This is a genomic window from Actinopolyspora mortivallis DSM 44261 (genome assembly GCF_000384035.1).
GTDB classification, from domain to species: domain Bacteria; phylum Actinomycetota; class Actinomycetes; order Mycobacteriales; family Pseudonocardiaceae; genus Actinopolyspora; species Actinopolyspora mortivallis.
The window spans coordinates 1,224,274-1,236,659 of the sequence record NZ_KB913024.1 but is presented as its reverse complement, the minus strand read 5'-3'; the positions used below and the strand labels follow the sequence as shown (position 1 = coordinate 1,236,659).

Sequence of the window (12,386 nt, the reverse complement as noted above, 5' to 3'; positions counted from 1 at the left end):
ATCCGCTACTCCTCCTCCGAACGCCGGTATCCGTTCTGGCGTGGGCAGATGTGGCCGTTCGGGTCCAGCGGCTCCGAACACAGCGGACACGGTTTGCGTCCGGCCTCGATCACTCGCTGGGCACGCTCCGCGAAGGCGCGGGCGTAGGCGGCGCTGAGGAAGACCCGAACCGCGTCGGGCCCCTCCTCGGTGTCGTCGAGCACCACCGACTCGTCCACCTCTTCCTCGGTGGCGGCGAGCAGTTCCACGACCACCGCCTCCGTCTCGGCGTCCCAGCCGAGCCCCATGGTGCCCACCCGGAACTCCTCCTCGACGGGGACCTCGAGAGGACCGGAGTCGACGAGTTCGGCGGGCGGTTCGGCGGGCAGCTCGGTGTCGAACCGGCGCTGCACCTCCTCCAGCAGCGCGTCGATGCGTTCGGTCAACACCGACACCTGCTGCTTCTCCAGCTGAACGCTCACCGTCCGCAAGTCCTCGGTGGCCTGCAGATAGAAGGTACGCTCGCCGGGCTCTCCGACCGTTCCCACGATGAAGCGGTCGGGCTGACGGAATACGTGGATGACACGAGCCATGACACCCTCGACACTAAGTCACCGTCGCGCGGATCGTGCAGCCCCGCCCCTGTCACAGCCGGGGATCCGTTGCTGGTAACGCGTTCGCTCCCCCGCCGATTCCGGCCTCACCGGGACTTTCTCCGGAAGCCGTGGGATTGTTCGCCTTCCGCGAACATCACGACCCTCCGGGGAAGGGGGTTACTCTCGGTGGACGGAGACCGTCGGAAACGTCACGTTCCGGCCGGGCAACGACGGCCGTCCCGAGAGGAAGACATGACGAACAGCACTGCCCCACTCGCTCCCCTGCGTCCCGGAGACACCGTGGCCGTGGTGGCTCCGGCCGGCCCGGTCCCCGAACAACAGCTGCGTGCCGGAGTCGTCGAACTCGAGTCCTGGGGTCTGCGGGTGCTGCTCGGCAAGCACGTGCTGGACCGTCACCCCTCGGTGGACTACCTGGCGGGCTCGGACACCGCCCGCGCCGCCGACCTGCTGTGGGCCTGGTGCTCACCGGAGATCTCGGCCGTGTTCTGCGCACGCGGCGGATACGGAACCCTGCGGACGCTCGACGAGCTGGACTGGACGAGCATGGCCGCCGTCCCGGGGAAAACCCTCGTCGGTTCCAGTGACGTCACCGCCCTGCACGAAGCCCTGTACCGCCGACTCGGCGTCCCCACCCTGTTCGGACCGATGCCGGCCACCTCGGCCTTCACCGAGGACCCCGTGGCCCGACGACACCTGCACGAGGCACTGTTCCACCCGGTGGAGGGACGCGTGCTCACCGGAAGCACAGCGGAACCGTTGGTGGGAGGCCGCGCCCGGGGAGTCCTCCACGGAGGGAACCTCAGCGTCCTGGCCGGAACACTGGGCACCATCCCGCCGCCCCGCCCTCCGGAACGGGCCCTGGTGCTGCTGGAGGACGTCACCGAGGAGCCCTACCAGCTCGACCGCTATCTCACCCAGCTCCGGCGGTCCGGATGGTTCGGCCACGCCACCGGGGTGGTCCTCGGCTCGTGGGAGCGCTGCGGGGATCCCGAACGGGTCCGGCAGACCATGTCCGAGATCCTCGGTGACCTCGGTGTCCCCGTGGTCTGGGAGCTGGGATTCGGGCACTGCGCCGGGCAGCTCACCGTCCCGCTCGGGCTGCCCGCCGAGCTCGACGCCGACGCCGGAAGACTGGTGATCCACACCAGCCCCTCCCCCGCTCGGGGATAGTCTCCTCCTCGGAGCCCGCACGCGCGGGCCCGGCTTGCCGGCGTGGAACCGACCCTGGAGCGGAGTCGCCGACCCCATGCGAGTACGCCCCACCACCTCCGAGAACCTGGTGGCCGAACTGACCGAGACCATCACGCGGCGGGCACGCCCGCCGGGAACGCGGATCGCGCTCGACGGCCATCCGGTCTCCGGAACGCGCGAGCTGACCGACTCCCTGGTCCGTACCCTGCGTGTGGCGGGTGTCCGGGCCGTACGCGTCGGGATGTGGGACTATCTGCGACCGGCCTCGCTACGGTTCGAGCGGGGACGCCACAACCCCGAAGGCCTGCGCGAGGACTGGTTCGACCTCGCGGGACTGAGCCGTGAGGTACTCACCCCCCTGGCCCCCGGTGGCAGCGGCCACGTGCTCCCGGCCCTGTGGGACCCGGACAGGGACCGTTCCCCCCGTCTGGCACGCACGGACCTGGGTGAACGGGGAATGGCCCTGGTCGAGGGCCCCCTGTTGCTGGGACACGGCCTGGACTTCGACTTCACGGTGCACCTGTGGGTCTCGGAGAAGGTACTGCACCGCAGGACCCCCGTCGAGGACCGCTGGCAGCTTCCCGCTTTCGCCGAGTACGCGAGGCGGACCCGTCCGGAACGCACCGCCGACCGGGTGATCAGGATGGACCACCCGGAGCGTCCGGCGGTGGTGGACGCCCTCGACTGAGCACACCTCCCGACGGCGGACACGCGGTCCGGTCAGTCGACCACGCGGGGCAGCGAGGGCACGGCCGCCAGCAGGGCTCTGGTGTACTCGTGCTCCGGCTCGGTCAGCACCCGTTCCACCGGCCCCTGCTCCACCAGCTCCCCGGCGCGCATGACAGCCACCCGGTCCGCGATGCTCCAGGCCAGCCCCAGGTCGTGCGTGATCACCAGTACGGACAGTCCGCGTCGACGGCGCAGCTCCAGCAACAGCTCCAGGATCTCACCGCGCACGGTCGCGTCCAGCGAGGCGACGGGTTCGTCGGCGACCAGCACGGCGGGTTCGAGCACCAGCGCCCCGGCGATGACCACCCGTTGGCGTTGTCCTCCGGAGAGCTCGTGGGGAAAACGCCCGACGAAGTCGGCGGCGGGACGCAGTTCGGCCGCTTCGAGAGCGGCCCGGACCCGTTCCGTCTCCCCGACCACGTCCCGGTGGATCCGCAGCCCCTCGGCGACCGCCTCGTAGACGGTGTGGCGCGGGTTGAGCGCCCCGGTCGGATCCTGGGCGACCAGCTGCACCTGCCTGCGGAACTCACGCAGGCTCCCGGAGGAGGAGCCCGGTTCGACCCCGCGGTAGCGGACCCGTCCCGTGTCGGGACGGCACAGCCCCAACAGGGTCCGCGCCAGCGTCGTCTTGCCCGATCCCGACTGCCCCACCAGGGCGACTGTCTCGTCCGCGCACACCTCCAGATCGACGTCGCGCACCGCCCTCGTCCGCGTCCGTGAGCGGTCCACGAAGGTCACCCCGACCCCCCGCGCGGAGAGCAGCACGTTCCCGCCCCCGCCCGAGCCTGCGGAACCGTCGACGTGACGCGATCCCGCGTCCCCCACGGTCGGAAAAGCCGCGGCCAGCTCACGGGTGTGCCGGTGTTCGGGGGCCGTGACCAGCCGCGCGGTCTCCCCCTGCTCCACCACGGCGCCCCGGTACATCACCGCCAGTCGATGACAGGTTCCGGCCAGCACCGACAGGTCGTGGCTGATCATCAGCAACGCGGCCCCCCGCTCCCGCACGGCGCGCCGCAGCACGTCCATGACCTGGGCCTGGACCACCACGTCCAGGGCGGTGGTGGGTTCGTCCGCGATGACCAGGCTCGGTTCGCAGGCCAACGCCATCGCGATCATCACACGCTGCCGCTGCCCTCCGGAGAGCTCGTGCGGATAGGCCCTCGCCCGTTCCGGAGGCAGCTCCACCCGTTCGAGCAGCTCGCGCACGCGCTCCCGCAGCGCCGAGACCGTAGGGCGTTCGACGGAGTGCACCCGGAGGGGTTCGGCGATCTGATCGAACACCGTGCGGACCGGGTTGAGGGCGTGCATCGCCCCCTGGAACACCACCGAGGCGCCGGCCCAACGCACGGCCCGCAAGCCACCCCAGGTCAGCTGACTCACGTCCTGCTCGTTCAGCAGCACCCGTCCCCGCACCCGGGCCGTGCGGGGCAGCAGCCGCAGTACCGCGAGCGCGAGCGTGGTCTTGCCGCACCCCGACTCCCCCGCCAGCCCCAGCGTCCCGCCGGAGTCCAGGTCCAGGTTCACCCGGTCCACCACGCGGCGTGGTCCCGCCGGTGTGGCGTAGTCCACCGAGACATCGCACAGCCGCAGGACAGACGTCATCGCCCCTCCCCCCGCAGCCTCGGGTTCAGCACGGTCTCCAGTGAACGCCCGCACAGGGTGAAGGCGAGCACGACCACCGCGATACCGAGCCCGGGGGGAAACAGGTACCACCAGGCTCCCGCCGTCACTGCCCCGGTGTCCATGGCCGACTTCAGCATCGCTCCCCAGGAGATCCGACTCGGATCGCCGAGTCCCAGGAAGGACAGTGTGGACTCGGCGATGATGGCGCTGGCCACCGTCAACGTCGTGGTGGCGAACACCAGCGGCAGCACCGCCGGCAGCACGTGCCTGCCGAGCACGTGTCGGTGACCGCCACCGAGGGCCCTGGCCCGTTCCACATAGGGCCGGGTCTGCACCGTGAGGGTCTGCGCCCGCACCAACCTGGCCGTCTGCGGCCAGGAAGTGACCCCGATGGCCAGCACGATGGTGAACACGCCCCGGGAGAGCACCGTCGACAGGGCGATGGCCAGCACCAGGGCCGGAAGCACCAGGAAGAAGTCGGTGAGTCGCAGCAGCACGGTGTCCGTCCAGCCCCCGAAGTGGGCCGCGGTCACCCCCACCAGGGTTCCGATCACCATCGACAGCGCCGCCGCGCAGGAACCCACCAACAGCGAGACCCGTGCCCCCCACCAGGTCAACAACAGCACCGAACGCCCGGACTCGTCCGTGCCCAGCCAGTGCCCCGCCCCCGGCGGCCGCAGCGGTGCCTCCTCCACTCGGGTGACGTCCAAGCCGGCCGGATCAGTCAGCAACGGAGCCGACAGGGCCAACAGCACGACGAGCACGAGCACCGCGAGTCCGAACACACCTCCCCGCTCGTTGCGGTAGGCCCGCCACCCCTCAGCCAGGGCGGACGGTCGACGGGCACGGACGTCGGCGGAAGGGCCTCCGGTGGTCATCAGGCACGCACCCGTGGATCGAGAACCCGGTACAACAGTTCGGCCAGCGTGTTCATGACGATCACGCTGCTCGCCAGGACGATGAAGGTCCCCTGCAGGAGGGGCAGATCGGGCACCCGCAGCGCCTCGTAGGTCAGCAGCCCGAGCCCGGGCCAGGAGAAGACGGTCTCCACCGTGATGGCCCCGGCCACCACCATCCCGAGGTGGAGGAAGACCAACGTCACCGTGGGCAGCAACGCGTTGGGAACCGCGTGCCCCCGACGCACCGCGTCGTCGCGCAGCCCCTTCGCCCGGGCCGTGGTCAGGTACTCGGCACCCATCTCCTCCAACAGGGAACTACGCATCACCATCATGAACTGCGCGTGGATCACCGCGACCAGCGTCACGCACGGCAGCACCATGTGGTGGGCCACGTCGAGCACGCGGGGCAGCACACCGGGCGGCACGTCGGGCGAGGACATCCCGGCCACCGGGAACAGCCCCGGAAGCGGACCCACCCCCACCCCGAAGGCCATGAGCAGCAACAGCCCCAGCCAGAAGGTCGGTACCGACCACAGTGTCAACCCGACCGAGGTGAACCAGCGGTCGGTGGCCGTACCGTGCCGCCACGCGGCCCGCGTCCCCAGCCACAGCCCCAGCAGCACGGCGAGCACCGTCGCGGTGCCCACCAACAGGACGGTCGGACCGAGCCGTTCGCCGATCAGCTCGGTCACCGGCCTGTTGTAGGTGTAGGAGGTGCCCAGGTCCCCCCGTGCCAGGTTCCCGAGGAAGTCCCGGAACTGCGCGTACAGCGGCTGGTCCAGCCCGAAACGATGACGCAGCTGCGCCAGCTGCTCGGCACTGACCGGGGCGGACCTGGTCATGGTCCGGGCCGGGTCGCCGGGCAACACCCGGAAGAGGAAGAAGCCCAGCACCGCCACCAGGCCCAGACTCACCGCGGCACCCCCCAGCTTCCGCGCCACGAAGCCGAGCGTCCGCGGCACGGTTCCGGAGCGGCGTGTCCCCCCGTGTTCGAGCGTGTCGGTCATGGGCTCATTCCCGGTGTTCGGCGGTGCGACGACGGTGGACGGTCACGGCGGCCACCACGAGGCCCCCGAGCAGCAGCGCCCCTCCGAGCGCGAGGGCCGCCGAGCGGTAGCCACCGCCGCCTCCCGCCGTGCGTGCCCGCTCGGTGGGCTCGGCACGGTAGTAACCCCAGTAGCCCTGCTGGGCCGTGATCACTCCCCGCTCGGCGGGCTGACGAAGGAAGCCGGAGAAACGGTCCGCCCGGTAGGCTTCCAGCGCGTTCGGGTAGAACAGGATCAGCCCCGTGGCCATCTCGTGGAACCGCCGCTGGGCCCGTTTCACCGTCTCCACGCGTTCGGACTCGTCGAACTCGGTGAGCTGACGCCGGTACAGCTCGTCGTAACGCCGGTCGCAGAGGAAACTGTCCGGCAGACCGCCCCCGCCGGGATCGGGGCGGGCCCCGCAGGTCTGCAACCGCAGCACGTAGTCCGGATCGGGATTGACCGACCAGCCGCTGACCACCATGTCGAAGTCACCGGCGGTGGTGCGCTGGTTGACCTGGTTGTCCGAGACCGGCAGCAGTCGCACTCGGATCCCCGTCCGGGCCAGCCACTCCTTGACGAACTCGCCCACCAGCGCGTCGGTGGCGGAGTCGCCGTGCAGCACGAACTCGAAGTCCAACGGTTTCCCGGAGGGACCACGACGGATCCCGTCCGGGCCCCGGGGGTATCCGGCCTCGTCCAGGGCACGGTTGGCGGCCTCGATCGAGAAGGAACGTCGTTGCTCCTCGGGAGGACTCCAGTAGTACCTCCGGAAGATGGGAGGCAGGTAGCCCGCCCCGACCGTGCCGTACCCACCGAGCACCCGGTCGACGAGTTCGGCACGGTTGACGGCGTGGTCGATCGCCCGGCGCACCCGCACGTCCCGCAGGGCGGGATGACCGGTCCCTATGGGGGAACCCGCGCTGTTGGTCGCACCCGGATTCAGCACGATCTCGTAGAACCTGCGGCCCTTGCCGCGTACCCGCTCGATGTCGCGCGCTCCGTCCAGGGCGTCGAACTGCGCCGGGGTCAGTTCCCTGGCCACGTCGATGTCGCCCTTGCGCAGTGCCTGCACCGCGGCGTCGCTGTTCTCGAAGTTCACGAACCGCAGTCGGTCCACGGTGGGTGGACCGCGCCAGAAGTCCTCGTTGGCCTCCAGGGTGAGGTACTGCTGGGGACGGTACTCGGTGGCCACGAAGGGACCGCTGCCGACCACGGGCATGCGCTGGTTGGCGAAACCGGCCACGTCGTCGACTCCGGACCAGACGTGTTCGGGCACGATCGGAACGGCGATGGAACGCATCGTGGCCTGGGGAGTCTCCGTCCTGATCACCACCGTCCGCGCGTCGGGGGCGTGGACCTCGGCGAAGTTGTCCACGTAGTTCCCGTTGGCCGTGGCCGCGGCCGGGTCGTTCATCATGCGCTCGAACGTGTAGACGACGTCGGCGGCGGTGACCGGTTCCCCGTCCGACCAGCTGACCCCCTTCCTGATGCGGAAGGTCCAGGTGAGTTTGTCGGGTGAGGACGTCCACTCGGTGGCCAGCTCCGGCATCACCGAGAAGTCCTCCGGGGCGTAGGTGGTCAGGGTGGGGTAGATCAGCCGGAAGACGTCGGTGGCGGCCAGGCTGAACCCGAGGAAGGGATTGAGCGAGTCGAACTCCTGCTGGATGCCGACCCGCAGCGTGACCTCGCCGTCCGCGGCCGCCCGGTCGTGCCGCGTCTGGGCGGTGCCGGTGTGGGCGAACGGCGCGGACGGGGCCAGCAGGGCCACGACGAGGAGGGAGAGCAGCACCGCTGCGCGGGGTCGTGCCGTGCGGACTCCGACAGCACTCACACGCATGGTGATCACTCCCTCGCGGTACGTGTCCAAAAAGAACCACCCCGTGGGGTTCCACGTCAATGGTTCACCGCCTCGGCGTGGCGCGGGTGAGAACGGCGGCGGGCCCGTTTCGGGGAATGCTCGGGCGCGGAGGCGGACCTATCGTGGTCGGCGTGCGGATTCTGATCTCTGCCGACATGGAGGGGGCCACCGGCGTGACCGGCCCCCAGGACGTGATCGCGGGAACCGAACCCTGGCACCGGTTCCGCGAGCTGTTCACCGGGGACGTCAACGCCTGCGTGGCCGGCCTGTTCGCCGGAGGGGCCACCGAGACCCTGGTCAACGAGGCCCACTCGATCCAGCGGCATCTGCTGCTCGAACGGCTCGACTCCCGGGCCAGGATGCTCACCGGACGGCACAAGCCGCTGTCGATGATGGAGGGAGTCGACTCCGGAGTGGACGGCGTGGTCCTGCTCGGCTACCACACCGGTGCGGGCGCGGAGGGGGTGCTGTCACACACCTACGTGGAGAGCGGGCTGACCGGGGTGTGGTTGGACGGGGTCCACGCCAGCGAGGGAAGGCTGAACGCGGCTCTGGCCGCCGAACACGGAGTTCCGGTGCTGTTGGTGACCGGCGACGACCTGACCTGTGAGGAGGCCGGATCCTACGCCCCCCGGTGCCGGACCGTCCCGGTGAAGGAGTGCGTGAGCAGGTACGCGGCGGTGTGTGCCACCCCCGAACGCACGGCCGCCTCCATCCGGGCCGTCGCGGAGGAGGCCATGAACCTGGCCGGCGGCGAGGAGCCCTCCGTCGACGCACACCGCGTCGAGGTGGAGTTCGCCGCTACCCACCTCGCGGCGGCGGCCGCTCTCGTGCCCACTGTGGAACAGCTCTCGCCCCGCCGGATCGGTTTCGACGCCACGGACATGACCACGGCGATGCGGACCTTCAAAGTGGTCACCACCGTGGCCTCCAGGGCGGCCCAGGAGACCTACGGATGAGTCCGGCGAGGGCGAGGCGGCGACCACGGGACCGCACCGCCGGAAGCGCTCACTCCCCCCACCGGGCTTGGCGCCACTCCACGCTGCGTGGGCACTCGCCGGTACGCACGAACTCGTCGAGCGCGGTGCGCAGCTCGGAGAACCCGACCACGGAGCTGCGCGGAAAGGTCAACGCGCTGCCCCGGTCGAAACGCAGTGTCGGCACCCCCTCGGGCTGGTCCCGGTTGTGGGTCTGCCAGGAGTACAGCTGTCCGTCCTCCTGCTCCTCGGTGAAGGTCAGCGCCCCCATCTCCTCCTCGGGGGAGGTGACCACACGAATGTGCTGGTAGGGGCCGGGAACCTGGTCGTCCTCGTGCGGGCGGTCCCAGACGTAGAGGTGGCAGGCCAGCCCCTGTCGCGGGGGACGGAGCAGCCTTTCGACCAGGGCCCGCTTGCTCTCCTCGTCCTCGGCGTACTCTCGCCTACCGTCGATGACCCCGGTGGCCACCATGATCCCGAGTTCCGTGTTGCGCGCCCCGGTGGCCTCGGCCCGGAAGGCGTCCAGCTCAGCGCGGGCCTCGCGCAGGGCACGCAGTGTGGATCCCTGGTGGAAGACCAGGTCCGCCCAGTAGGGGTGTTCCATCACCCTGTTCAGATCCGCGTAGGCGGACTCGACCGTTTCCACCAGTTTGTCCACTTGCTCCAGCGGGACGTCCGTGAGCCGGGCGAACACTTCCGAAAGGTTCTCCGGGGCAGCGGACTCGTCGTGCGACGGCGGATTCGACATGCTTTCCCCGCGTTTCCATCCGTGTACCCGATTGCCTGGTGGCACCGTTCGAACCCTCTCCGCCACCGGGCTGCCGTGATCATGTTGCCAGCCCGCCCTCGGAAGAAGGCGCGGCGGTGACCGAGCACGATCCCGGAGGGAAGCCTACCGAGGGCCCGGCCGGTCACCACCCCCGGGAGGGATTCGGGCACGGAGCGTCGTGCCGCACCGACCGCGGGACACGGAGCGATCCGCCACACCGGCACCCCGAGGCGGCCGTGTTGCTGCGAGGATCGGAGCCCACCGCACAGTATCGATCGAGAGGACGGTATGTCGGACGGTTCCCACGCGCGCAAGCACGCCGAACAGAGCCTGCGGGAGCTGGATCGGGTGGCCGAACACAACGAGGAAGCGCTGGCCGAGGCGGCGGGACTGCTGATCGAGTGCGTCACCTCGGGCGGGCTGGTCCACACCGCCGGGGCCGGGCACTCCCTGGCCGGTGTGATGGAGAGCTTCTACCGGGCGGGCGGCCTCGCCGCGGTGCACCCGCTGTACCAACCCGAGCTGCTTCCGCTGCACGGCGCGGCGACCAGCACGGCCACCGAACGCGAGGAGGGTCTCGCCGAGAGGACACTGCGGGAGGCCGGGGTGGACGGCACCACCGACGTGCTGGTGGTCTTCTCCAACTCCGGGATCAATCCCTACCCGGTCGAGCTGGCGGCCACCGCCCGGGAACGGGGATGCCCGGTGGTGGCGGTCACCTCCCGCGCGGCCTCCGCCGCGGCGCCACGCCGCACGGCGGCGGGTACGCTCGCCGAACAGGCGACTCTGGTGTTGGACACGCTGGTCCCGCCGGGGGACACCACGTACCCGGAGTCCCGTCCCGCCACCGCCCCGGCCTCCTCGCTGGCCAACATGTTCCTGTGGAACCTGCTGATGGTGGAGACCTACGAACGGGCCGGTGCCCACGGAGTGGTCCTGCCGTGGTGGCGCAGCTCGAACATTCCCGGTGGGGACGAGGCCAACGCCGCCCAACTGGAGCAGTACGGTCGACGGATTCCCCCGCTGCGCTGATTCCGCCACGGGCACGGACCCGTTCGGATGAGGCACCCGAACGACCCAACTGGTCTAGACCGAACCGGAGCACCGTCGGGAGTCGGCACCGGCACACTCGGCCCCGGCGGGGATCCGGTCCCCGCCGGGGCCGCGCCGTCGTTCACTCCTCCGAGGGAGTGGTACCGCTCAGCTCCCCGAGCCTGCGAAGCTGGGCCGCCCGCTCCGCGGCGAGCTGCTGCTCCGGGTCCTCGGCCTCGCTCGCCTGGGACAACAACGCCAGGGTCTCCCGCACGGCTCCCCGCGGTGCCCGCACCACGGCGTCGGCCAGCCGGTCGGTGGCCGCTTCCAGGTCCTCGGAGGCCACCACCGAGTTGGCCAGTCCGACACGCAGCGCCTCCTCGGCGGAAACCTCCCGCCCGGTCAGGCACATCTCCACCGCCCTGGAGTAACCGACGGTCTGCACCAACGGAAGCGTGCCGCCCAGGTCGGGGACCAGGCCGAGACCGGTCTCGGCCATACGGAAGCCGGCATCCTCGGCCACCACCCGCAGGTCACAGGCAAGCGCCAGTTGGAAACCCGCCCCGATGGCGTGGCCACGCACGGCTGCGATCGTCACTCTTTCCGGGTCACGCAGCCAGCTGAACCCCTGTTGGAACGCGGCGATCTCCGCGTCCGCCTGCTCCACCGGGCGGGAGGCCAGCGAGAGCAGACCGGGCGAGCCGTCCACCTCCTCGGCCTCGAACAGGCGCCGGTCCAGCCCCGCCGAGAACGCCCGTCCCGTGGCACGCACGTCGACCACGCGCACCTCGTCGGCGAGGTTCTGTCCGATCTCGCGTAACGCCTTCCACGTGTCCGGCGTCTGCGCGTTCAGTCGATCCGGGCGGTCGAGCACGATCGTGGCACGGGCTCCACTGACCGTCAGCCGAACGTGTCCGCGTTCGAGCAGGCCGGGGTCAATTGCCGATTCCGTCAAGCGGTCCTCCGTCGCGATGCACCACAGTGGTCGAAGACGGGCACCACTCTAGGACCGCTCCCACGGGGGTGCGGAGGTGGTCACCGAGCGGAGCCTCCTTCGGACGAGGCGGATTACCGCCGGTCTCCCGCACGACGCTCCGGCCGAAGCCCTTCGGCACACCGCGCACGTCGTGGCCTCGGATGCCACCGCAGAACTCGGCGCCGCGGGCACGGCGTGCCCGGCACCACCAGCGTGCCGGGCACGCCGCACGACGGTGAAAGGTTATTTCTTCTTGGATCGGGTCGCTCCTCCACGCCCGCGCAATTGCACTCCCGACTCGACCAACACGCGGTGGACGAAGCCGTAGGAACGGCCGGTCGCCTCCGCGAGTGACCGAATGCTCGCTCCCTTCTCGTACTTTTTCTTCAGATCACTGGCCAACTTGTCTCGTGCGCTTCCGGTGATTCGCGCACCCTTCTTCAGATCAACCACAGTCTCCCCGCCTTCCCCGTAGAACAGGTAGGGCCGTTCACGACCCCTGTCAAGCCAATGATCGAACAGGAAAGCCGGAAACGCCAGACGACCTCGGCAACAGATCCCCCACTGCCGGCAAATATATTCCTATTGATCTTGAAAATGCGATATGGGGAACCGAAAACCAAGATCAACAATTCGTTTCGGACATAGCCGAGGTCGCTGAGTCAGGATTGCCCGGGAAAACACGCCCTCCACGGGAGAGATCCCGAC

At 70.0% G+C, this 12,386-nt stretch carries 12 protein-coding genes; 4 read left to right on the top strand and 8 right to left on the bottom strand.

All coding sequences use genetic code 11. The features are described 5' to 3' along the window. Positions 1-5 precede the first annotated feature (5 nt). Positions 6-572 (bottom strand): DUF3090 domain-containing protein, encoded by a 567-nt coding sequence (locus ACTMO_RS0106070; RefSeq protein ID WP_019853777.1) that lies wholly within the window; start codon positions 570-572, stop codon positions 6-8. A 255-nt stretch (positions 573-827) separates the two neighbouring features. Here ACTMO_RS0106070 and ACTMO_RS0106065 point away from each other — a divergent pair, with 255 nt between their 5' ends. Beyond that, a complete protein-coding gene (locus tag ACTMO_RS0106065; protein WP_019853776.1) occupies positions 828-1,766 on the top strand; it encodes a S66 peptidase family protein in 939 nt (312 codons plus the stop codon). Between the two features lie 76 nt (positions 1,767-1,842). Then, positions 1,843-2,475, top strand: coding sequence for a nucleoside/nucleotide kinase family protein (locus ACTMO_RS0106060; protein WP_019853775.1), 633 nt, complete (start codon positions 1,843-1,845; stop codon positions 2,473-2,475). Positions 2,476-2,507: 32 nt separating this feature from the next. On the opposite strand, the gene nikE is transcribed toward ACTMO_RS0106060, so the two are convergent. Genes nikE through ACTMO_RS0106040 form a run of 4 tightly spaced genes read right to left on the bottom strand, consistent with a single transcriptional unit; the run spans position 2,508 to position 7,903 of the window. Further along, positions 2,508-4,118 carry a nickel ABC transporter ATP-binding protein NikE gene (gene nikE, locus ACTMO_RS0106055; protein WP_019853774.1) on the bottom strand — a complete coding sequence of 537 codons (1,611 nt, stop codon included), beginning with the start codon at positions 4,116-4,118 and terminating at the stop codon, positions 2,508-2,510. Further along, a complete protein-coding gene (locus ACTMO_RS0106050; RefSeq protein WP_019853773.1) occupies positions 4,115-5,017 on the bottom strand; it encodes an ABC transporter permease in 903 nt (300 codons plus the stop codon). Before ACTMO_RS0106050 ends, nikE begins: the two co-directional genes overlap by 4 nt. Further along, the gene (locus ACTMO_RS0106045) at positions 5,017-6,045 is read right to left on the bottom strand and encodes an ABC transporter permease (protein ID WP_019853772.1); all 1,029 of its coding nucleotides are present in this window, start codon (positions 6,043-6,045) and stop codon (positions 5,017-5,019) included. Before ACTMO_RS0106045 ends, ACTMO_RS0106050 begins: the two co-directional genes overlap by 1 nt. A 4-nt stretch (positions 6,046-6,049) precedes the next feature. Beyond that, positions 6,050-7,903: an ABC transporter substrate-binding protein gene (locus tag ACTMO_RS0106040; protein ID WP_051099206.1), complete on the bottom strand. Its 1,854-nt coding sequence runs from the start codon at positions 7,901-7,903 to the stop codon at positions 6,050-6,052. Between the two features lie 152 nt (positions 7,904-8,055). On the opposite strand from ACTMO_RS0106040, the gene ACTMO_RS0106035 reads away from it, so the two are divergent. Further along, positions 8,056-8,883: a M55 family metallopeptidase gene (locus ACTMO_RS0106035; protein ID WP_026448928.1), complete on the top strand. Its 828-nt coding sequence runs from the start codon at positions 8,056-8,058 to the stop codon at positions 8,881-8,883. A 49-nt stretch (positions 8,884-8,932) separates the two neighbouring features. Here the strand turns inward: ACTMO_RS0106035 and ACTMO_RS0106030 are convergent, their stop codons facing one another. After that, a complete protein-coding gene (locus tag ACTMO_RS0106030) occupies positions 8,933-9,649 on the bottom strand; it encodes an Imm1 family immunity protein (protein ID WP_026448927.1) in 717 nt (238 codons plus the stop codon). A 309-nt stretch (positions 9,650-9,958) separates the two neighbouring features. On the opposite strand from ACTMO_RS0106030, the gene ACTMO_RS0106025 reads away from it, so the two are divergent. After that, positions 9,959-10,702, top strand: a complete 744-nt coding sequence (locus ACTMO_RS0106025; RefSeq protein ID WP_019853768.1) for a sugar isomerase domain-containing protein — start codon at positions 9,959-9,961, stop codon at positions 10,700-10,702. Between the two features lie 142 nt (positions 10,703-10,844). On the opposite strand, the gene ACTMO_RS0106020 is transcribed toward ACTMO_RS0106025, so the two are convergent. Together ACTMO_RS0106020 and ACTMO_RS24025 are read right to left on the bottom strand one after the other, a co-directional pair. Next, a complete protein-coding gene (locus ACTMO_RS0106020; protein WP_019853767.1) occupies positions 10,845-11,657 on the bottom strand; it encodes an enoyl-CoA hydratase/isomerase family protein in 813 nt (270 codons plus the stop codon). Positions 11,658-11,921: 264 nt separating this feature from the next. After that, a complete protein-coding gene (locus ACTMO_RS24025; RefSeq protein WP_017975887.1) occupies positions 11,922-12,131 on the bottom strand; it encodes a helix-turn-helix domain-containing protein in 210 nt (69 codons plus the stop codon). Between the last annotated feature and the right edge of the window lie 255 nt (positions 12,132-12,386).